Origin of the sequence: Mesorhizobium sp. B2-3-11 (genome assembly GCF_006442215.1) — a bacterium.
GTDB classification, from domain to species: domain Bacteria; phylum Pseudomonadota; class Alphaproteobacteria; order Rhizobiales; family Rhizobiaceae; genus Mesorhizobium; species Mesorhizobium salmacidum.
Genome location: NZ_VFVS01000003.1, coordinates 115,809 through 134,905 on the forward strand (window position 1 = coordinate 115,809; position 19,097 = coordinate 134,905).

Sequence of the window (19,097 nt, forward strand, 5' to 3'; positions counted from 1 at the left end):
GCATGGTGGCACCGGCAGAGACCTTGCGGTTCTGGCCTACGTTTCAAGAGCCTGCGCGGCGCGTTCGAGCAGCGCGGCGCGATCAGGCGCAAATCCCGCTTCGATCCATTCCGCCTCGATGTTTTTCAGGATTTCGCCGAGCTTCGGCCCTGGCGTTGCGCCGAGCGCGGTCAGATCGGCCCCACGCAGCGGAAATTCGGGCCTTTCCCATTTGAGCGCAAAGGCAAGCAGGCGCGAAAAGCCGCCCGCTTGAAGCAATGCATTATTGTCCTCGACAGCGCGCACCCGCGCCGCGGCAAGCGCAAGCCGCAGGCGGTCGACAAACCCTTGCCGGTCGCCGCGATAGAGTTTTTTCGCCAGTTCGCCCTCGGTCGTCTTCGGCTCGATGGCCGTGGAGAGCGCCCAGTGGAGCATGCGGTCGGCTTCGGCGGTCGAGAACCTGAGCCTCTCGGCCAGCGTCTTCATGCGCGCCGCATCCGGCGGCACGATTGCCTCCAGCCGCAGCATCGGATCCACCGCCCAGCTCAGGTCCTTCTCGGCCTTGGTCAACCCGTGGATCGCGTCGATGCCCCATTTCTCGCTTTCCGACAGCGCGGCGGTCAGGACACCGGCCTGCCGCATCCAGAGCAGCGCCCGCGAAGGATCGGGGGCCGACAAGAGCTTCTTCAGTTCGGACCAGATGCGTTCCGCCGAGAGTTGGCCGAGGCCCTCCTTCAGCCGGGCGCAGGCCTTCAGTCCCTCGGCGTCCGGCCGGCCATCGCCATACCAGGCAAAGAAACGGAAGAAGCGCAGGATGCGCAGATAATCCTCGCGGATGCGGGCCTCCGGATCGCCGATGAAGCGCAGCCGGCGCGCCTCGATGTCGGCAATGCCGCCGACAAGGTCGACAACCCGTCCGTCGGCCCCCGCGTAGAGCGCGTTGATGGTGAAATCGCGCCGCTCGGCGTCGAGCTTCCAGTCGCGTCCGAACGACACCTTGGCGCGGCGGCCATCGGTCTCCACATCGGCGCGCAAGGTGGTGATTTCGTAGGGTTTGCCGCCGGCGACCACCGTGATGGTGCCGTGCTCGATACCGGTCGGCACCGCCTTGAAGCCTTCCGCCACGGCGCGACGAATGGTTTCCTGCGGCAGGCAAGAGGTGGCGATGTCGATGTCGGTGACAGGCTGGCCCATCAGCACGTTGCGCACGGCGCCGCCGGCGATGCGTGCCTCTTCACCGCCTTCGGTAAGCACACCCAGCAGGCGCTGCAAATGCTTGTCGGAGAGCCAGTCGGCCCTGCCCGCGATCGAAACACTCACGCATAGAGCCTTTCATAGAGCGTACGGATGATACCGGCGGTGACGCCCCAGATACGCCGGTCGCCATAGGGCATGTCATAGAAGAACCATTCGAGATCGTTCCACATGCGGCTGTCGCGCTTGTGATTGGCGGTGTCCATCAGGAAGCGCAGCGGCACTTCGAAGGCGGCATCGACCTCGTCGACGTTCAAAGCCAATTGGAAACCCGGCCGCACGATGCCGAGCACCGGCGCGATGCGATAGCCGCTGCCGGCGACGTAATCGGGCATGCGGCCGATGATCTCGATGCGATCCGGGGCAAGACCGATCTCCTCGAAGGTCTCGCGCAGCGCCGCCGCCTCCGGGCTCGCGTCGGTCGCATCGATCGTGCCGCCCGGGAAAGCCACTTGGCCGGAATGATTGCGCAGCTTCTCGGCCCGTTTGGTCAGGAGAACCGTCGCCTCGCCGTCATGGTCGACCACCGGGATCAGCACCGCCGCGTTGCGGAGCGGCTTGCCTGGGTTGAGGCGCGGGTGGCCGGGATTGAAGCGGTGATCGCCATAGTCGTCGCCGGCATGCGCGTCCGGCTGCGCGGCAAAGCGCGCGCGAAAATCCGCCGATGAGAACGGTGCCGGCGACACCTGGTCCATCATGCGCTCAACCGCTCCAACTGATCCGCCGGCATGATCGGAAACACGGCGTTCTTCGAGCGCACCGAAAACATCGCCCTGCCGTCGATCTCGATCTCCTCGCCGTGCCCGACCAGTTCGTACATGACCGGCCGCGCCACCAGCGCCTCCAGCCTGCCGCGCACCAGCAGATAGGGCTTCAAACCGCCGGTCTCGTTCTCGTCGACGAAGCGCAGCGGCCGCTCCGGTCCGGCCTCGACCACGTCGCCGACATTGGTGCGGAAGGTGATGACCTGATCCTCGCCTTCGCCCGAAACATCCATCTCGACGGCGATGAACGGTGCATCGGCGACGCGGATGCCGACCTTTTCCACCGGCGTCACCAGATAGGTCCTGCCGTCGGCGTCCTTGCGCAGCACGGAGGAGAAAAGCTGTACCAGCGGCATGCGGCCGATCGGCGTGCCCAGGTAGAACCAGGTCCCGTCGGCCCTGATCTCCATGTCGAGATCGCCGCAAAAGTCGGGATTCCAGCGCTCGACCGGCGCCGCGCCCTTGCCGGCACGGGCCGCGCGCGAGATCAGCGCCTCGAGGCCTCGAGCCTCGGTGGCCTGCGTAAGGCTTTGTTGGCGATGTTCGTGGTGTTCCGTCATCGTCACGAAATAGTCACTGTTGTTCCGCTTGTCAGCCTAAGTCTGTGATTTAAGTTCAACCATAGGCGCTCCGCGAGGCCGAATCGCGGCGGTCTATGGTATGGTGCGGACCAGTATTTCCAAACCATGACATTCCAACCAAAGGGATCGATGCGGCATGAGCGTGATGGTCAAGGAAAGCCCGATCAGCGAAACGGACATGATCGCCGAGGCCGAGAAGGCGCTTGCCGACATCTCCAGGATCCGCGACGGGGTTGGCCGGGTGATCTTCGGCCAGGAAAACGTCGTCGAGCGCACGCTGGTGGCGCTGCTGGCCGGCGGACATGCGCTGCTGGTCGGCGTGCCGGGCCTGGCCAAGACCAAGCTGGTCGAGACGCTGGGCGTCGTGCTCGGGCTTGATTCACGCCGCATCCAGTTCACGCCGGACCTGATGCCGTCCGACATTCTCGGCTCCGAGGTCATGGAGCAGGACGAAACCGGCAAGCGCTCCTTCCGCTTCATCTCCGGCCCGATCTTTGCCCAGCTGCTGATGGCCGACGAGATCAACCGAGCCTCGCCGCGTACGCAGTCGGCGCTGCTGCAGGCGATGCAGGAATATCATGTCACCATTGCCGGCGCGCGCTACGATCTGCCCTCGCCCTTCCATGTGCTGGCGACGCAGAACCCGCTGGAGCAGGAAGGCACCTACCCGCTGCCCGAAGCCCAGCTCGACCGCTTCCTGATGCAGGTCGACATCCTCTACCCCGAAATCGAGGCCGAGCGCCGCATCCTTCTGGAAACCACCGGCGTCGAGGACGCGAAAGCCCAGAACGTGCTGCAGCCGGCACGGCTGAAGGAGATCCAGACGCTGATCCGCCGCATGCCGGTGCCCGAAAGCGTCGTTGAGGCGATCCTCACCCTGGTGCGTTCGGCGCGTCCGGGCCAGGGCAATGCCGACACCGACAAGCATGTCGCCTGGGGCCCGGGTCCGCGCGCCAGCCAGGCGCTGATGCTGTGCACCAGGGCACGCGCGCTCTACGACGGACGGCTGGCGCCCTCGGTCGACGATGTCAGGGCACTGGCCGAGCCGGTGCTGCAGCATCGCATGGCGCTGACCTTCGCCGCCCGTGCCGAGGGCACCAGTGTGCGCGACGTCGTGGCGAAACTCGTGAAAGGCGTTTAGGGTCGGGACCCGCTAATATGATCGAAATGGCGCCTGAAATGGCAAAAAAATGCGAGGAGAACCGCGAAGGTCGGGGTCTTTCCCCCGGCCAAGCGGTTCGACGACGCAGCTTGCAGCCATTTCGGCGTCCGGAGGATGTGGTCCATCTGCCCGCCTACTTTGTCGCGAAGGACTTGAAAGCCGAATGGCTTCCTGCGCCTTCGCTCCGCGTATCCGAACAGATGACCTCACACCATTTAGATCATATTAGCGGGTCCAGACCCTAATGGCGCGTATCGGCGAAGTCCAGGCTCCGGCAGCGACGCGCGACGCGCTCGCCCGCGGCCGGTTGCGGGCTTCGCTTGTCCCCGACCTGCTGGTCGAGGCGCGCCGTATCGTCAACACCGTGATCGCCGGCTGGCATGGCCGTCGCAAGCGCGGCATCGGCGAGAATTTCTGGCAGTTCCGGCCCTATGTCGAAGGCGATTCCTCGCGCATCGACTGGCGCCGCTCGGCCCGCGACGATCACACCTATGTGCGGGATCGCGAGTGGGAAGCCGCTCATACAGTCTGGTTGTGGGCCGACCCCTCGCCGTCCATGCTCTACAAATCGACGGGTGCCGGCGTTTCCAAGCAATCGCGCGCGCTGGTGCTGACACTGGCCATGGCCGAGCTCCTGTCACGCAGCGGCGAGCGCATCGCCTGGCCGGGGCTGACCGATCCGTTCACTGCCCGCAACGGCGCCGAGCGCATCGCGGCCCAACTCATGCATGCCGGCGAGATGCCGGCAAAACCCGATCTGTCCGACATCAGGCGCTTCTGCGACATCGTCATCGCCAGCGATTTCCTCGATCCGGTCGAGGAAACCATGGCCTGGCTCGACGTGCTCGCCCGCCACGGTGTGCGCGCGCATCTGATCGAGGTCGCCGACCCGGCCGAGGAAACTTTCCCCTATGCCGGCCGCACCGAGTTCACCGATCCCGAGACCGGCGACAAGCTGACCGCCGGCCGCGCCGAGATGTTGGCCGACGAATACCGCCTGCTCTACACCGCCCGCCGCCAGGAACTGGCCAGTTGGTGCAAGCGGCTCGGCTGGAGCTTTACCGTCAACCACACCGACCGGCTGGCTTCCGACGCACTGGTGCGCCTGCACATGGCAATGACCGCCGATGGCGGTCATGCCGGGCTGACCTCCGGTCATGCCGGGCTGACCTCTGGTCATGCCGGGCTGACCGCTGGTCATGCCGGGCCGAGCGCCACTCCCGGCATGATTGCCGGTGACAATCAGCCTGACATTGCCGCCGGTGGCGGTAAGCCTGACATTACCGCCGGTGGCGGCAAGCCTGGGAAGACCGCCGCATGAGCTGGCTGCCGCTCTCCTTCGGCGCTCCCATGGTGCTGTGGGGCCTGCTGGCGCTGCCGGTGATCTGGTGGCTGCTGAGGTTGACGCCGCCCAAGCCGCGAACCGAGGTGTTCCCGCCACTGAAGATCCTGGCCCGTGTGCTGAGACGGGAGGAAACACCGCAGCGCAGCCCTTGGTGGCTGACGCTGCTCAGGCTGCTGATGGCGGCCCTCGTCGTCGCGGCATTGGCCGAACCTGTGTTCAACCCGCGCGAAAAGCTGCCGGCCGAGGGCGCCGCCCTTGCGCTGGTCATCGACAATGACTGGGCCAGCGCCGCCGACTGGAACAAGCGCATCGCCACCGCCGAGCGGCTGATCAACGACGCGGGCTCGAACGGCTTGCCTGTTATCATCGCCTTCACCGCCGAAAAGCCCAATGCGGAGATCGGCCCTTTTGACGCCGCCGCCGCGCTCGACCGGCTGCGCGCCGCCAAGCCGCGGCCGATCCCAACCGACCGGCCGGCCGTCTATGCCCGCGTCGCTGGTGTGCTGGAGAGCTTGCCCGGCGCCAGCGTCGCCGTGCTGGCGGATGGCCTGGCGGCCAAGGGCGACGAGGCCGCTTTCAACACGCTGTTGTCCAAAAATGCCGCCCGCGTTGTATGGGCGGTGGCCGACCGGCTTTCCCTGACCGGCCTGAGATCAGCTGAAAACCAGGTCGACGGCTTTGGTCTGACCGCCGTCCGCGCGCCCGGCGATCCCGCCCCGGCGCAGGTCACCGCCGGCGCCTTCGACGACAAGGGCCGCCGCATCGCCGATGCGACCCTGACCTTCGCGCCGGGCGAGGCCACGGCCACCGGCACCATGGCGGTGCCGTTCGAATTGCGCAACGACTTCGCCTCGATCGCGCTCGATGGCGAACGCCATGCGGGTGCGGTGCGCGTGCTCGACGAAAGCTCCAAACGCCGCCGCGTCGGGTTGCTGTCGCAAGCCGAGGCCGACCAGGCGCAGCCGCTTCTGTCGCCGCTCTACTACATCAGGCGCGCGTTACAGCCCTTCGCCGATCTGGTCGAGCCCTCCAGCGCCGATCTCGCCGACGCCATCCCGCAGATCCTCGACCAGAAGCCGGCGATGATCGTCATGGCCGATATCGGCACCATTCCCGCGCAGGTTCGGCAAAGGCTGGTCGACTGGGTCGACAATGGCGGCACGCTGGTGCGTTTCGCCGGCTCACGGCTGGCGGCCGCCGGCAATGACGACGATTTGCTGCCGGTCCGCCTGCGCACCGGCGAGCGCTCGCTCGGCGGCGCGCTGTCATGGACCTCGCCGCAGCCGGTCACCGAATTTCCCAAGGCCGGCCCCTTCGCTGACCTGGCGCCGCCGACCGAGGTCACGGTGACCAGGCAGGTGCTGGCCGAGCCGACACCCGACATCGTCGAGCGCACCTGGGCAGCCCTTGCCGACGGCACGCCGCTGGTCACCGGGCTGAAGAAGGGCAAGGGCACGCTGGTGCTGTTCCATGTCACGCCCGAGGCGACATGGTCGAACCTGCCGATCTCGGGCAGCTTCGTCGAGATGCTGCGCCGCATCGTGCAATTGTCCCGCAACCAGGGCGCGGCGATCGCCAATGCCGAAGCCGCCGCCACGTCGCTGGCACCCTATCGCATGATCGCGGCCGACGGCTCGCTGGTGCCGCCGACACCGGATGCGCGGCCGCTGGTGCCGGGCGCCGGGGCACTGCCGGTCACCTTCGAGAACCCGCCCGGCCTCTATGGCTCGGAGACCGGCGTCTACGCCCACAATCTGCTCGACGCCGCAAGCACGTTCGAGCCGCTGGCGCGCCCGCAAGTGTCGGTGCCGGTCAGCACGGTCCAGTATGCCTTTGATGAATCGCGCAACCTGAAGGGTGCGCTGGTGGCGGCGGCTCTGCTGCTGATGCTGCTCGACACGCTGGCGGTGTTGTGGATGGGCGGCCTGTTTTCGCGCCGGCCGCGCCGGGCCGGTGCCGCTGCAACCACCGCCGCTGTATTGATCGGGCTTGGCGCACTGTTCGGCCATGCCGATGTCGCGCGCGCCGACGATGCCAAGCCGGGTGACCAGGTCGCTATCGAGGCGATTTCAAAAACCCGCATCGCCTATGTGCTGACCGGCGTGCCGGGCGTCGATTCGATCAGCCGCGCCGGGCTCCAGGGCCTGACCCGTTTCCTGATCGAGAAGACGGCGCTCGAACCGGGCGCGCCGGCCGGCGTCGACATTTCGAAGGACGAGCTGTCCTTCTATCCGCTGATCTACTGGCCGATCGACCCATCGGCACCGATGCCGAGCCAGGCCGCGATCGCCCGCATCGACGCCTATATGCAGCAGGGCGGCACTGTGCTGTTCGACACGCGCGACCAGTTCGCCAACGGCATCGGCGCCGACTCCACCAGCCCGGCGACCGAGCGGCTGCGCGACATCCTCGGCAACCTCAACGTACCGCCGCTGGAGCCGGTGCCGTCGGACCATGTGCTGACCAAGTCCTTCTTCATCCTGCCCGAATTTCCCGGCCGTTTCGCCGGCAGCCCGCTCTGGGTCGAGGCATCCCTCGACGCCAGCAATGCCGACAACCGGCCGGTGCGCACCGGCGACGGCGTGTCGCCGATCATGATCACCGCCAATGATTTCGCCGGCGCCTGGGCGGTCGACGAGAATGGCGATCCGCTGCTGCCGACCGTGCCGGCCGACCCGATGCAGCGGGTCTACGCGCTGCGCGCCGGCGTCAACATCATGATGTACATGCTGACCGGCAACTACAAATCCGACCAGGTGCATGTTCCCATCCTGCTCGAACGGTTAGGGCAGTAGGATGATGCTCTTTCTTGCACCCACGCCGATCGACCCTGCCCTGATGCGGGAGGATAAGGCATGAACTGGTCGATCTCCTTCGAACCGCTTTTGTCCTGGCCGCTGTTGGCCCTTGTGCTGGTGCCCTTGGCGTTCCTCGCGCTTGTCGGCCTTGGGTTTCGCCAGCGCGGCGCGGTCCTGCGCTTCGTCGCCCTGCTGGCGCTCGCCGCCGCCCTCTTCAACCCGGTGTTCCTCAATGAGGAGCGCGAGCCACTAAAGAGCGTCGTCGCGCTGATCGTCGACCGTAGCCAGAGCCAGGACATTGGCGACCGCACCAAACAGACCGACGAGGCCGTGGCCGGGCTGCAGCAGCGTCTTGGCCGCTTCAAGCAGTTCGATGTCCGCGTCGTCGAGGCCGGCAAGTCCGACGCCGCCGAGGAGCGCACCGAAACGCGGCTGTTCGGCGCGCTGGAAGGCGCCTTCCGCGACGTGCCGCCCTCGCGTATCGGTGGCGCCATCATGATCACTGACGGCGAGGTGCATGACACGCCTTCGGGCACGCCCGATTTCAACGCCCCGCTGCATGCCCTCATCACCGGCAACGAGCATGAGAAGGACCGCCGCATACGTTTCGAGAACGCGCCGCGTTTCGGCCTTGTCGGCAAGCCGCTTGACATGACATACCGCGTTATCTCGACCGAAAACGAAACCGGGCCGGTCGATGTCCGCGTCTCCGTCAACGGCGAGCAGGTTTCGGTCGAGCATGCCACCGTCGGCCAGACCATGCCGCTGCAGGTGACCATCCCGAGTGCCGGCCGCAACATCATCGAACTCGCCATCGACCGCGAACCGGGCGAACTGACCGATGCCAACAACCGCGCCATCGCGCTGGTCGACGGCATCCGCGAAAACCTGCGCGTGCTGCTCGTATCGGGTGAACCGCATGCGGGCGAGCGCACGTGGCGCAATCTGCTGAAATCCGACGCCTCGGTCGATCTCGTCCATTTCACCATCCTGCGGCCGCCGGAGAAGCAGGACGGCACGCCGATCAATGAATTGTCGCTGATCGCCTTCCCCACCCGCGAGCTGTTCGTCGAGAAGATCAAGGATTTCGACCTCATCATCTTCGACCGCTACCAGCACCGCGACGTGCTGCCGATCCTCTATTACGATTACATCTCCGAGTATGTCGAAAAGGGCGGCGCGCTGCTGATCGCCGCCGGCCCCGAATATGCCGGCGAGGCTTCGATCGCGCGCACGCCGCTGATGTCGGCCCTGCCGGCCATGCCGACGGGCGAAGTGGTCGACAAGGCGTTCTACCCGCGCCTGACCGAACTCGGCCAGCGTCATCCGGTGACGCGCGGCCTCGAGGGTTCGGCCACCGAGCCACCGCACTGGAGCCGCTGGTTCCGCACCATCGGCGTGCAGAACCCGCAAGGCGAAGTGGTGATGAAAGGTGCCGACAACCGGCCGCTGCTGCTGCTCGACCGCAAGGGCGAAGGCCGCGTCGGCATGCTTCTGTCCGATCAGGGCTGGCTGTGGGCGCGCGGCTTCGAGGGCGGCGGTCCGCATGTCCAGCTCTACCGGCGCATTGCCCACTGGCTGATGAAGGAGCCCGAGCTCGAGGAAGAACGGCTGACCGCCGAGGGGCGCGGCATGGTGCTGGAGATCCGCCGCCAGACGATGGCCGACGATCCCGGCCCGGCGCAGATCATCACCCCGTCCGGCAAGACACTCGCCGTAAAGCTCGACAAATCCGAACCCGGCGTCTTCCTCGGCAGCGTCCAGACCAGCGAGATCGGCCTCTTCCAGGTTGCCAATGGCGATCTTACCGCGCTCGCCCATGTCGGACCGGTCAACGCGCCGGAATTCGCCGACGTCGTCTCCACGAAGGAGCGGCTGAAGGCGCCGGCGGAAGCCACCGGCGGCAGCGTGCGCCGGCTGGCCCCGTCCACGGCCAGCGACGTGACGCTGCCTTCCATCGTACCGGTGCGTTCGGCCGGCGAAGCGTCGGGCAGCGACTGGATCGGCCTGCGCACCACCGACGACAGCGTCCTGAAGGCCGTGTCGCGCGTACCGCTGTTCGGCGGCTTCCTCGGCCTCGGCCTGCTGCTTCTGGCAATGGGCTCGATGTGGTACCGCGAGGGACGGTAGCGGGGCGCTGTTCCCTTCCTTGTGGGAGAAGGAAAAAGCGCCCTGCTCCTGCCCTCCGCTATGGCTCCGGGCGTTCGTCGCTTTAGTCGACAAATCGTTGTCGACTAATCGCCCTCCGGGCGACCGCTCCTCACTCCTCCGGTTCCGTCGTGAACAACAGCGGATAGCCCTTGGCCTTGCCGGCGTCGGTGGCCCGTGTCGCCTTGGTCTCGGCGACATCCCTGGTGAAGACCGCGACCACGCAGACGCCGCGCTGGTGCGCGGTGATCATGACCCGGTGCGCCTGGTCCTCACTGAGCTTGAACTCGCCCTTCAGCACCGTCACCACGAATTCGCGCGGGGTGAAATCGTCATTGATGAGGATGACCTTGTAGAGCTTCGGCCGCTCTGTCTGCGGCTTCACCTTGACGCGCGGTTTTGTGGTGATTTCAGGCATTCGAACCGACTGTTTCGCGATCAAACTTGAGCCCGCATTTTGCCACGGGTGGCAGCGACCGTCCATTTGCGGACCGTCGGCGGGCACGCCCGGTCCTTCACGATCATGTGGGAAATGGTCTGTCGCGGTTCAACGGCCCTGACGGCCGAAGATCCGGCGACTTGCGTCGGCATCCGCCCGGCGTTCCAGCCATGCCGCGATCGGCCATCCGGCAACGCAGATCAGCGTCACGCCGGCGAGCACGATCAAAAGCCACGCCTGCACGGGCGTGATGTAATCCCAGTTGCTGGAAATCGCCGGCGCGAACAGCGAAGGCTCGGTGCGCCCGCTTGCAGGGTCCGGCACGGGGCTGGCGGTGAGCAGAATCAGCACTCTGGCGACGCCGGTGGCAACCAGGCCGCCGATCACCATGGAGCGAAAAATGGACGAAAGCCGCTTCTTCATGCGGATTGTCCTACAGGGCCGGCATTGCAAACGGGTTAAGCACGATCGAGATGCGTGGCTGGAAGCCGCCGGGTGTTCAGCTTATCGACCGTGCCCTTGGCAGAAGGCCGCCCCAGCCGGTTTGCGGCTGGGGCGGCCTTGGTTGAACTAACCTCGAAGCTGATCAGGGCTTCTTGGGAGCAGCCTTCGCAGGGGCCGCCTTCGCGGGAGCAGCCATCGCGGGAGCCTTCTTGACCGGGCACTTGTGCTTCTTGGTCACCTTGCAGACGGTCTTCTTGGCGACCTTCTTCGGAGCAGCCTTGGCCGGAGCGGTGGTCATCGCGGCAGCAGCCGGAGCGGTGGTCGTGGTGGCGGCAGCCGGGGCAGCGGTCGTGGTGGCGGCTGCGTTGCCCAGAACCGGCATCGAGAAGGCGAGAGCGACGGCGAGACCAAGGGCGGACAGGATGGACTTGTTCATGGCTTCATTTCCTTTTTTCTGCGGGTCGTTTTTGAGTGTCACTGGACCGGGTCGTTCGGTGTCACTCCAAGCAGCTTCAAAGCATTGGCGAGCATCCGGATGCCCTGCGCCTGTTTCTTGGCGGCGCAGTACCGGTTGCCCTTTCTCTGAAGTGCCTTTGCCGCGGTGACCTGCGTTGCCGTGGCATGGGTTTCGAGGGCTTCATCAAATTGGTGGCTGAGATTGGCGCACCGTTCGCTCCGGGTGAGCGGCGCCTTTGCATCCGATTGGTCGACAGCGGCAGTGAGCAGGCCAAGGCCCAGCAGAACTCCCAACAAACTGATCGACAATCTTGGCATTGGTTTATCCGTAAACCCGGAGACTAGCGTCGCAGCCGATGACCTGACCGCCACGGCACCGTTATGCCGGCCTACTTTTTCAGGAGTTTTTCCCGATTGTAGAATTTTGTTTCTGGATTGTGTCTGGCCAGGCCACGCCAAGCTGACCGTCGCTTTCCATGTGGGGAAGGCGGAATTAATTCTCCCTTGAAAAGCAAGGTACTGGCCAACATATGGCCCGAATTCTATCGTGTGGCTCACCAGCCAATCATGGCTTGGCCGGCAACCGGGACAGCGCACCTGTGAAATCCGAGACACACATACTGATCGTCGACGACGACAAGGGCATCCGCGACCTGCTTCAGGAGTTCTTCCAGAAGCGGGGCCTGCACACCTCGGTTGCCGCCGACGGCGCCGAGATGGAGGCCGTCCTGCGCCGTTGCCAGGTGGATCTCATCGTGCTCGACGTGATGCTGCCCGGCAGGAGCGGGCTGGAGCTGTGCCGCGACCTGCGCGCCCAGTATACGACGCCTATCATCATGCTGACCGCCGTCACCGAGACAACGGACCGTGTCGTCGGCCTCGAGATGGGCGCCGACGACTATGTGCCCAAGCCCTTCGACCCGCGCGAGTTGCTGGCGCGCATCCGCGCCGTGCTGCGGCGCAACGGCGCCGCCGAGCCGAAGCGCGCCACCACAAAGCAGATTTACCGTTTCGCCGGCTGGACCATGGATTGTTCGCGCCGCCGGCTGACCGCGCCCGACGACGTCAGGGTCGAACTGACCATGGCCGAGTTCAACCTCTTGCAGACCTTCGTCAAGAGCGCTCAGCGCGTGCTGACCCGCGACCAGCTCATCGAACTATCCGGCGGCGACAGCGACTATTCCTTCGACCGTAGCATCGACATCCTGGTCAGCCGGTTGCGGCGCAAGATGGAAGATGATCCCAAGACGCCCAAACTGATCCTCACCGTGCGCAGCGGCGGCTACCAGTTCCTGCCCGAGACGACCTCCGAATGAGACGTTTCCTGCCGCAGACCTTGCCTGTCTGGGTGCTGCTGATCGTCATTGCCGGCCTGCTGATCAGCCAGGTCGCGACGCTTTACATCGTGTCGCGCGACCGCGCCGCCGCCAATGACGTGGTCGACCTCTACCGTCTCAACGACCGCGCCTTCTCGCTCGTACAGTTGATGAGTGGCGCCTCGCCGGAGGAGCGCAAGGCGACCGCCGCAGGCCTGTTCAACTCGACATACGCGCTCACCGTCTCGGACACGCCCGCCGTCACCTCCTCGATCGCCGGCGACGATGAACTGGCCGAGCTCGAGGACATCCTCGTCGGCCGGCTGTCGAAGTTCGGCATCACCGACGCGCGCGTGCGCCGCGATCCGGCGACGCGCGAAGCCGACGATGCCAACGGCGCGGCGCCGGCGCCCGACATCGGCCAGGTCGAGCGGGACCTTCTGGTGCTGGCCGCCAATTTCGCCCAGAGCGACAAGCTGACGGCCTCGCTGCGCTTCGCCGACGGCCAATGGCTGAACTTCACCGAACCGATCACCCCCGTCGGCCCGATCCTGAGCGTCGACAGTCTGCCGCTCTATGCGCTGATCGCGGGGCTGGTGGTGATCATGTCGATCTGGTCGCTGCGCCGGCTGACCGCGCCCTACCGGATGATGGAAACCGCCGTCAACCGGATCGGCAAGGACCTGAAGAGCCCGCCGATCGCCGAAAGCGGCAGCCGTGAGGTGCGTGCTGCCGCCAGGGCGATCAACGCCATGCAGACCAGGCTGCGCGAATATGTCGAGGACCGTGAACATCTTGCCGCCGCACTCGCGCATGATCTGCGCACGCCGATGACGCGCATGCGGCTGCGCCTGGAACTGTTGCGCAAATCGGCGGTTCGCGAGGCGCTGGCGCATGATCTCGCCGATGTCGAGAGCATCGCCAGTTCGGTGATCGACTTCGCCACCTTCGAGGTGAACGAGGAAAAGAGCGAACGCATCGACTTCTGGTCGCTCGTGGAATCGATCGCCGATGCCTATCCGGACGTCTCGTTCGACAATGACGACACCCGCTCACGCGGCCTGATCTGCATGGCGCGACCGGTGGCGCTGAAGCGCTGCGTCACCAATCTGGTACAGAACGCCGTCACCTATGGCAAGAAGGCGCATCTCAGCCTGCGCCGCTCCGACGGCACGATCACGCTCGCCATCCGCGACGAAGGGCCGGGCATACCCCAGGCCCAGATCGACGCCGTGTTCGGCTCCTTCGTGCGCCTCGAACAGTCCCGCAACCGCCAGACCGGCGGCCTCGGGCTCGGGCTGACCATCGCCCGCAACATCGCGCGTGCCGCGGGCGGCGAAGTCCGCCTGTCCAACCATCCTGACGGCGGCCTGCTGACGGAGCTGCGCCTGCCGCTGGCGGTTTGAGACTGATCAGGCCGCATCGAACGTCAACTTGTCGCGATGATCTTCCAGGCCAACAGCGCGATGATGACCGCCGCCGCGAGCATTGTTGCCCAGCGATGCCGCCCGAACGCATGCAGAACGAGAACGGCCAGCGCCGCGATCGACGCGGCAAGTGCCCCTTCGACATAGAAGAGCTGTGCGCCGTCAATCGGCCCGCCGCTTGCGCTTCCGACACGGAAGAACTCCAGTATCGACCGGATCGCGATCACGATCAGCAAGCCGAGCGCCGCTTGCGCCGCGCGCGCCGTCGACAGCCAGTTCAATATCCGTTTCAAGGCGCCTCCCGACGCGACCCGAAAGCCTTTCGGTTGACGTTGCCGGCCTACCGCCGCAGCACCGCGCTCAGCACGTCGCGAATGCCGATGGCACCGACGAAGCGGGACTGATCGTCGAACAGCGCTACCGGTGCCGTCTGCGACCGGTGCATGGCCAGCATCACGGTCTTCAGCGACGTGCCGGGATTGGCCCAGAACACCTGCGCCAGCTCCTCGGGCTGGCCCTCGACATCGGCGCAGGACACCCATACTGCCGGCTTGCCGTCGCGCTCGGCCGCCGCCACCAGCCCGTGCTCGTCGATCTTGAAACGCGTCGTCTTGCGCCGGTCGAGCCACACCCAGCCATTGTCGCCATGCTCGAGGTCGCGACGGTCGCGCATGACGTTCCAGGCGGTGAGCACCGAGAGCGGGTTCACATTGGCGATGAAGTCGCGGACATAATCGTTGGCGGGGCGCAGCACGATGTCTTCCGGCGCGCCCGTCTGGACGATACGGCCGCCCTCCATGATGGTGATGTGGCTGCCGATCTTCAGTGCCTCCTCGAGGTCGTGGCTGACGAAGATGATGGTCTTCTTCAGCTCCGCCTGCAGCTGCAGAAGTTCATCCTGCAGCTTGGTGCGGATCAGCGGATCGAGGGCCGAGAACGGCTCGTCCATCAACAGGATAGGCGCCTCGGTGGCGAAGGCGCGCGCCAGGCCGACGCGCTGCTGCATGCCGCCCGAGAGCTCATGCGCGTATTTGTTCGACCATTGGTCGAGGTTGACCAGCTTGAGCTGCCTGTGCACCCGCTCCTTGCGCTCGGCATCCGGCACGCCAGCGAGTTCGAGGCCGAGGCCGACATTCTCCTCCACCGTGCGCCACGGCAACAGGCCGAACTGCTGGAAAACCATCGCCACCTGCTTCTGCCGCAGCCGCCGCAAGGTCGGCTCATCGCAAGTGACGACATCGACCGTGCGGTCGCCGTCCTTGACCAGCACCTGGCCGCGCGACACCACGTTGAGCCGGTTGACCGCCCGAAGCAGCGTCGACTTGCCCGAACCGGACAGGCCCATGAGGACGGAAATCTCGCCTTCATGCACGGTCAGGCTGGCTCCGGCGCAGCCGAGCACATTGCCGGTCTTCTCGAGTATCTCGGCCCGGGTAGCACCCTTGTCGATCATCGCCAGCGAACCGGCCTGGTCGGCGCCGAAGACGATATCGACATTCCTGAAATCGACGGCGACGGTCATTTCTTGCCTCCAACGCCAATGCGGGTCATCCGGTCGAGCACGATGGCGAGCACGACGATGGCAAGACCGGCCTCAAGGCCAAGGTCGATGCGGCGCGAACCGAGCGCCCGGTTGATCTCCGTGCCGAGACCGCCGGCGCCGATCAGGGCGGCGAACACCACCATCGACAGTGACAGCATGATCGACTGTGTCAGGCCCGCCATGATGGTGGGCAGCGCCGAGGGCAGCTCGACCTTCCACAACAGCTGGCTCTTGGTGGCGCCGAAGGCCTCGCCGGCCTCGATGATCGATTTCGGCACCGAGACGACGCCGAGATGGGTGAGCCTGACCGCGGTCGGGATGACGAAGATGATGGTGACGATAAGGCCGGGCGCGTTGCCGAGGCCGAACAGCGTCAGCACCGGGATCAGGTAGACGAAGGTCGGCAGCGTCTGCATCAAATCGAGCACCGGCAGCATGATGCGATAGACCTTCGGCTTGTGCGCCGCCCAGATGCCGAGCGGCACGCCGATGGCCATCGCCGCCGCAGCGGCCGCGACCACCAGCACCAGCGTCTGCACCGTCTGCTTCCAGAGGTTCTGGTTGATGATGAAGATCAGGCCGAGGAAAACCGCGATGGCGAGCGGCCGCGAGCGCTGCAGCAGCCAGGCAATGACGGCGATCACCAAAGCGAGCAGCACCGGCGGTACCATCAGCAGGATGTCGACCAGCCCGTCGAGCAGGAAATTGAGGCCGTTCGAGAAGGCCCTGAACACGGTGTCGAAATTGTCGGTGAGGAAGCCGAAGAACGCCTTTCCCCAGGCGCCGATCGGGATCTTGTGATCGACCATGAATTTGGAAATCGGATCCATCTCACCCCTCGTTTGCCAGAGCTCTGCCTTCGGCCCCGTATTGTCGCAACGTCATCTTGTCACAGGATACGAAAAAGGGCAGCCTTTCCACAATGGCTGCCCTCTGTTTCGGTCACGCCGAAATCAAAGTCGGCTCAGCTCCCGAGCGCGGTCTTGACCGCCGCCGCCGCGTCGCCGCCGTCGAAGGTGGTCACGCCGGCGATCCAGGGCTTGACCGCATCCGGATTTTTCTTCAGCCAGTCGGTTGCCACCGTGTTTGCATCGCTGCCCTTCAGGATCGCGTCCATCATCTGGCCTTCCATATCCAGATTGAATTTCAGGTTGGCGATGAACTTTCCGACATTCGGGCACTCGGTCATGTAGCCCTTGCGCACATTGGTCGAGACGGTGGCCGCGCCAAAACCGCTGTCGCCCATGCCATCGAGATAGGTGATCTTCATGGCGCCCATCACAGGATGCGGCGTCCAGCCGAGGAAGGCGATCCACTCATTGTTCTTCATCGACTGCTCGGCCTGCGTCAGCATGCCGGCCTCCGAGGATTCGACCAGTTCGAACCCGTCGAGATTGTCCTTCGGGTTCTTGATCATGTCGAGGATGATGCGATTGCCGTCATTGCCGGCCTCGATGCCGTAGATCTTGCCGTTGAACTTGTCCTTGAACTTGCCGAGATCGGTCAGCGACTTGACGCCGGCATCCGCGACATAGGTCGGCACGACGATGCCGTAACCGGCTCCGGCCAGGTTCTGGCTGACGGTCTCGACCGAACCGTCGGCCGTGTAATCCTTGATGTCGTTGGTCATCGACGGCATCCAGTTGCCGAGGAAGACATCGAGGTCCTTGTTCTTCAGCGACGCATAGGTCACCGGAACCGAGAGCTGGATCACCTGCGGCTCGTAGCCGAGCGCGGTAAGCAGCACGGAGGCCAGCCCGGTGGTAGCCTGGATGTCGGTCCAGCCGACGTCGGAGAGGCGAACCGCCTTGCAGCTTGCCGGATCGCCGGCGAAGGCAGCACCCGTGGACAGGAAAGCCGCCAAGCCTAGGCCGGCGACGAAGGAATTCATACGCGACATCTGTATTCTCCCATTTCGATTCTTTGGCGAAGCGAAGTTTCGGTCTTTGTGCCCGCCTTGTTTCGTCAGCCAAACACCATTCTGAAGTGGTTTCAAGCACTAAGACAATCACGATCAACGGCGCTGGCTGGCCAATCAGCGACACCGCTGACGCTTTCCGTGCCAGGCCCAAGCGCAATCTGCCTCGGCAGTGGCTGCTTTTTCAGGGGAATGCGGCCGCGGCCTCTCCCCGCGTGGCGGGAAGTCGGCTTAAAAGGGCGGCATGGCCAAGCTTTACTTCCACTACGCGACGATGAATGCCGGCAAGACGACCATGCTGTTGCAGGCATCGTACAATTACCGCGAACGCGGCATGACGACGATGCTGTTCGTCGCCGGTCACTACCGCATGGGCGACACCGGCCTGATTTCGTCGCGCATCGGGCTGGAGGCGGAAGCCGAGATGTTTCGCGATGGCGACGACCTGTTCGCCCGCGTCGCCGAGCATCACCAGCACACGGCGGTGCATTGCATCTTCGTCGATGAGGCGCAGTTCCTGGAGGAAGAACAGGTCTGGCAGCTTGCCCGCATCGCCGACCGGCTCAACATCCCCGTCATGTGCTACGGCCTGCGCACCGATTTCCAGGGCAAGCTGTTTCCCGGCTCGCGCGCGCTGCTGGCCATCGCCGACGATCTGCGCGAGGTGCGCACCATCTGCCGTTGCGGCCGCAAGGCCACGATGGTCGTGCGCCTCGGTCCCGACGGCAAGGTGGCCCGGCAGGGCGAACAGGTGGCGATCGGCAAGGATGTCTATGTCTCGCTCTGCCGCCGCCATTGGGAAGAGGAAATGGGCCGCGCGGCACCCGACGACTTCATCGGCTTTGTCAGCGGCTGAAACGAAGGCCCGCCGGACGCCGGCATCGGGCAGCCGGCTGCCATCTCTTGCAGCCGCGCCATTCAAATGGTGCCTTTGTTAAGGTCAGCGCCCTATTTCCCGTCTCAGCCAGAACTCCCCGGGGTCAGCCATGCTTCGAGCCGTCTTGTCCGCCAGCCTTCTTCTCCTGGCCATTTCCGTTGCCCCCGGCCGGGGGCGATCCTGTGCTGGGCAAACATGTTTTCAACCGGTGCGTGGCCTGCCATGAGGCGGCCACCGACCGCGGCAAGGTCGGCCCACATCTTATGGGCGTCGTCGGTCGCACGGCGGGAACCGCCGAAAGCTTCCTCGGCCATTATTCGGAGGCAATGAAGAGCGCGGGTGCTGCCGGTCTCGTCTGGGACGAGGCAAATCTTGCCGAATACCTCAAATCGCCCAAGCTGAAGGTGCCCGGCAACAGGATGGCCTTCAGCGGCCTGAGCAATGACGACGACATCGCCAACGTCATTGCCTATCTGAAGGCTGATCCCAAGCCCTGAACAGACGCCCTCGGGAGTGGGACGGACCGGCTTGCGCTGGCCTGTGGGGCTGCAAGGGTCAGTTGTTGTCAAGTTTCGGAGCCATCCGCTTCGGCGTGGACTGATTGCTTTGCCGACATGAAAGTTCAAAATCAGCTGAACCAGGCTTG

18 protein-coding genes and 1 pseudogene are annotated in these 19,097 nt (G+C 65.1%); 8 read left to right on the plus strand and 11 right to left on the minus strand.

All coding sequences use genetic code 11. From position 1 onward, the window contains the following. Positions 1-36: 36 nt before the first annotated feature. The 3 genes from FJ960_RS05980 to FJ960_RS05990 are packed head-to-tail and all read right to left on the minus strand — an operon-like array spanning position 37 to position 2,557. The gene (locus FJ960_RS05980) at positions 37-1,299 is read right to left on the minus strand and encodes a CCA tRNA nucleotidyltransferase (protein WP_140712498.1); all 1,263 of its coding nucleotides are present in this window, start codon (positions 1,297-1,299) and stop codon (positions 37-39) included. Further along, positions 1,296-1,928, minus strand: coding sequence for a CoA pyrophosphatase (locus tag FJ960_RS05985; RefSeq protein ID WP_140505187.1), 633 nt, complete (start codon positions 1,926-1,928; stop codon positions 1,296-1,298). The genes FJ960_RS05980 and FJ960_RS05985 overlap by 4 nt, the downstream gene beginning before the upstream one ends. Further along, complete coding sequence (locus FJ960_RS05990; protein ID WP_140505185.1) at positions 1,928-2,557, minus strand: DUF1285 domain-containing protein; 630 nt, start codon at positions 2,555-2,557, stop codon at positions 1,928-1,930. Before FJ960_RS05990 ends, FJ960_RS05985 begins: the two co-directional genes overlap by 1 nt. Before the next feature lie 157 nt (positions 2,558-2,714). On the opposite strand from FJ960_RS05990, the gene FJ960_RS05995 reads away from it, so the two are divergent. The 4 genes from FJ960_RS05995 to FJ960_RS06010 all read left to right on the plus strand — a co-directional run bounded on the left by FJ960_RS05995 (position 2,715) and on the right by FJ960_RS06010 (position 10,013). Further along, positions 2,715-3,719, plus strand: coding sequence for a MoxR family ATPase (locus FJ960_RS05995; RefSeq protein WP_027143386.1), 1,005 nt, complete (start codon positions 2,715-2,717; stop codon positions 3,717-3,719). Between the two features lie 265 nt (positions 3,720-3,984). Next, positions 3,985-5,061 carry a DUF58 domain-containing protein gene (locus FJ960_RS06000; protein WP_246672634.1) on the plus strand — a complete coding sequence of 359 codons (1,077 nt, stop codon included), beginning with the start codon at positions 3,985-3,987 and terminating at the stop codon, positions 5,059-5,061. Then, on the plus strand, positions 5,058-7,880 hold the full coding sequence (locus FJ960_RS06005) for a DUF4159 domain-containing protein (protein WP_140712500.1): 2,823 nt from the start codon (positions 5,058-5,060) through the stop codon (positions 7,878-7,880). Before FJ960_RS06000 ends, FJ960_RS06005 begins: the two co-directional genes overlap by 4 nt. 60 nt (positions 7,881-7,940) lie before the next feature. Next, positions 7,941-10,013: a hypothetical protein gene (locus tag FJ960_RS06010; protein WP_140712502.1), complete on the plus strand. Its 2,073-nt coding sequence runs from the start codon at positions 7,941-7,943 to the stop codon at positions 10,011-10,013. A 130-nt stretch (positions 10,014-10,143) separates the two neighbouring features. Here FJ960_RS06010 and clpS read toward each other — a convergent pair whose 3' ends face one another. The 4 genes from clpS to FJ960_RS06030 all read right to left on the minus strand — a co-directional run bounded on the left by clpS (position 10,144) and on the right by FJ960_RS06030 (position 11,688). Continuing rightward, positions 10,144-10,449, minus strand: coding sequence for an ATP-dependent Clp protease adapter ClpS (clpS, locus tag FJ960_RS06015; protein ID WP_027143390.1), 306 nt, complete (start codon positions 10,447-10,449; stop codon positions 10,144-10,146). A 129-nt stretch (positions 10,450-10,578) separates the two neighbouring features. Next, positions 10,579-10,893 (minus strand): hypothetical protein, encoded by a 315-nt coding sequence (locus FJ960_RS06020; RefSeq protein WP_027143391.1) that lies wholly within the window; start codon positions 10,891-10,893, stop codon positions 10,579-10,581. A 163-nt stretch (positions 10,894-11,056) separates the two neighbouring features. After that, positions 11,057-11,350: a hypothetical protein gene (locus FJ960_RS06025; RefSeq protein WP_140712504.1), complete on the minus strand. Its 294-nt coding sequence runs from the start codon at positions 11,348-11,350 to the stop codon at positions 11,057-11,059. A gap of 38 nt (positions 11,351-11,388) precedes the next feature. Then, positions 11,389-11,688: a hypothetical protein gene (locus tag FJ960_RS06030; protein ID WP_015316050.1), complete on the minus strand. Its 300-nt coding sequence runs from the start codon at positions 11,686-11,688 to the stop codon at positions 11,389-11,391. A gap of 281 nt (positions 11,689-11,969) precedes the next feature. Between FJ960_RS06030 and FJ960_RS06035 the strand changes: the two genes are divergently transcribed. Together FJ960_RS06035 and FJ960_RS06040 are read left to right on the plus strand one after the other, a co-directional pair. Next, the gene (locus tag FJ960_RS06035) at positions 11,970-12,686 is read left to right on the plus strand and encodes a response regulator transcription factor (protein ID WP_140712506.1); all 717 of its coding nucleotides are present in this window, start codon (positions 11,970-11,972) and stop codon (positions 12,684-12,686) included. Beyond that, entirely contained in the window at positions 12,683-14,092 is a 1,410-nt protein-coding gene (locus FJ960_RS06040) for an ATP-binding protein (protein WP_140504878.1), read from the plus strand. Before FJ960_RS06035 ends, FJ960_RS06040 begins: the two co-directional genes overlap by 4 nt. A gap of 23 nt (positions 14,093-14,115) precedes the next feature. Here FJ960_RS06040 and FJ960_RS06045 read toward each other — a convergent pair whose 3' ends face one another. From FJ960_RS06045 to FJ960_RS06060, 4 genes are all read right to left on the minus strand, one after another. Further along, the gene (locus tag FJ960_RS06045) at positions 14,116-14,394 is read right to left on the minus strand and encodes a hypothetical protein (protein WP_140712508.1); all 279 of its coding nucleotides are present in this window, start codon (positions 14,392-14,394) and stop codon (positions 14,116-14,118) included. A gap of 59 nt (positions 14,395-14,453) precedes the next feature. Then, positions 14,454-15,635, minus strand: coding sequence for a choline ABC transporter ATP-binding protein (choV, locus tag FJ960_RS06050; protein WP_027143396.1), 1,182 nt, complete (start codon positions 15,633-15,635; stop codon positions 14,454-14,456). Further along, positions 15,632-16,486 (minus strand): choline ABC transporter permease subunit, encoded by an 855-nt coding sequence (gene choW / locus FJ960_RS06055; protein ID WP_027143397.1) that lies wholly within the window; start codon positions 16,484-16,486, stop codon positions 15,632-15,634. Before choW ends, choV begins: the two co-directional genes overlap by 4 nt. Before the next feature lie 134 nt (positions 16,487-16,620). After that, positions 16,621-17,556, minus strand: coding sequence for a choline ABC transporter substrate-binding protein (locus FJ960_RS06060; protein ID WP_140504874.1), 936 nt, complete (start codon positions 17,554-17,556; stop codon positions 16,621-16,623). Between the two features lie 262 nt (positions 17,557-17,818). On the opposite strand from FJ960_RS06060, the gene FJ960_RS06065 reads away from it, so the two are divergent. Together FJ960_RS06065 and FJ960_RS06070 are read left to right on the plus strand one after the other, a co-directional pair. Beyond that, positions 17,819-18,430, plus strand: a complete 612-nt coding sequence (locus FJ960_RS06065; protein ID WP_140712510.1) for a thymidine kinase — start codon at positions 17,819-17,821, stop codon at positions 18,428-18,430. Positions 18,431-18,560: 130 nt separating this feature from the next. Beyond that, positions 18,561-18,948: pseudogene (locus FJ960_RS06070) on the plus strand (cytochrome c family protein). The last annotated feature ends 149 nt before the right edge of the window (positions 18,949-19,097 follow it).

Excerpts from the sequence above, each read along its gene's own strand:
- FJ960_RS05985 (WP_140505187.1), bottom strand. The coding sequence starts at position 1,928 with ATGGACCAGGTGTCGCCGGCACCGTTCTCATCGGCGGATTTTCGCGCG.
- FJ960_RS05990 (WP_140505185.1), bottom strand. The coding sequence starts at position 2,557 with ATGACGGAACACCACGAACATCGCCAACAAAGCCTTACGCAGGCCACC.
- FJ960_RS05995 (WP_027143386.1), top strand. The coding sequence starts at position 2,715 with ATGAGCGTGATGGTCAAGGAAAGCCCGATCAGCGAAACGGACATGATC.
- FJ960_RS06000 (WP_246672634.1), top strand. The coding sequence starts at position 3,985 with ATGGCGCGTATCGGCGAAGTCCAGGCTCCGGCAGCGACGCGCGACGCG.
- FJ960_RS06005 (WP_140712500.1), top strand. The coding sequence starts at position 5,058 with ATGAGCTGGCTGCCGCTCTCCTTCGGCGCTCCCATGGTGCTGTGGGGC.
- FJ960_RS06010 (WP_140712502.1), top strand. The coding sequence starts at position 7,941 with ATGAACTGGTCGATCTCCTTCGAACCGCTTTTGTCCTGGCCGCTGTTG.
- clpS (WP_027143390.1), bottom strand. The coding sequence starts at position 10,449 with ATGCCTGAAATCACCACAAAACCGCGCGTCAAGGTGAAGCCGCAGACA.
- FJ960_RS06020 (WP_027143391.1), bottom strand. The coding sequence starts at position 10,893 with ATGAAGAAGCGGCTTTCGTCCATTTTTCGCTCCATGGTGATCGGCGGC.
- FJ960_RS06025 (WP_140712504.1), bottom strand. The coding sequence starts at position 11,350 with ATGAACAAGTCCATCCTGTCCGCCCTTGGTCTCGCCGTCGCTCTCGCC.
- FJ960_RS06030 (WP_015316050.1), bottom strand. The coding sequence starts at position 11,688 with ATGCCAAGATTGTCGATCAGTTTGTTGGGAGTTCTGCTGGGCCTTGGC.
- FJ960_RS06040 (WP_140504878.1), top strand. The coding sequence starts at position 12,683 with ATGAGACGTTTCCTGCCGCAGACCTTGCCTGTCTGGGTGCTGCTGATC.
- choV (WP_027143396.1), bottom strand. The coding sequence starts at position 15,635 with ATGACCGTCGCCGTCGATTTCAGGAATGTCGATATCGTCTTCGGCGCC.
- choW (WP_027143397.1), bottom strand. The coding sequence starts at position 16,486 with ATGGATCCGATTTCCAAATTCATGGTCGATCACAAGATCCCGATCGGC.
- FJ960_RS06060 (WP_140504874.1), bottom strand. The coding sequence starts at position 17,556 with ATGTCGCGTATGAATTCCTTCGTCGCCGGCCTAGGCTTGGCGGCTTTC.
- FJ960_RS06065 (WP_140712510.1), top strand. The coding sequence starts at position 17,819 with ATGGCCAAGCTTTACTTCCACTACGCGACGATGAATGCCGGCAAGACG.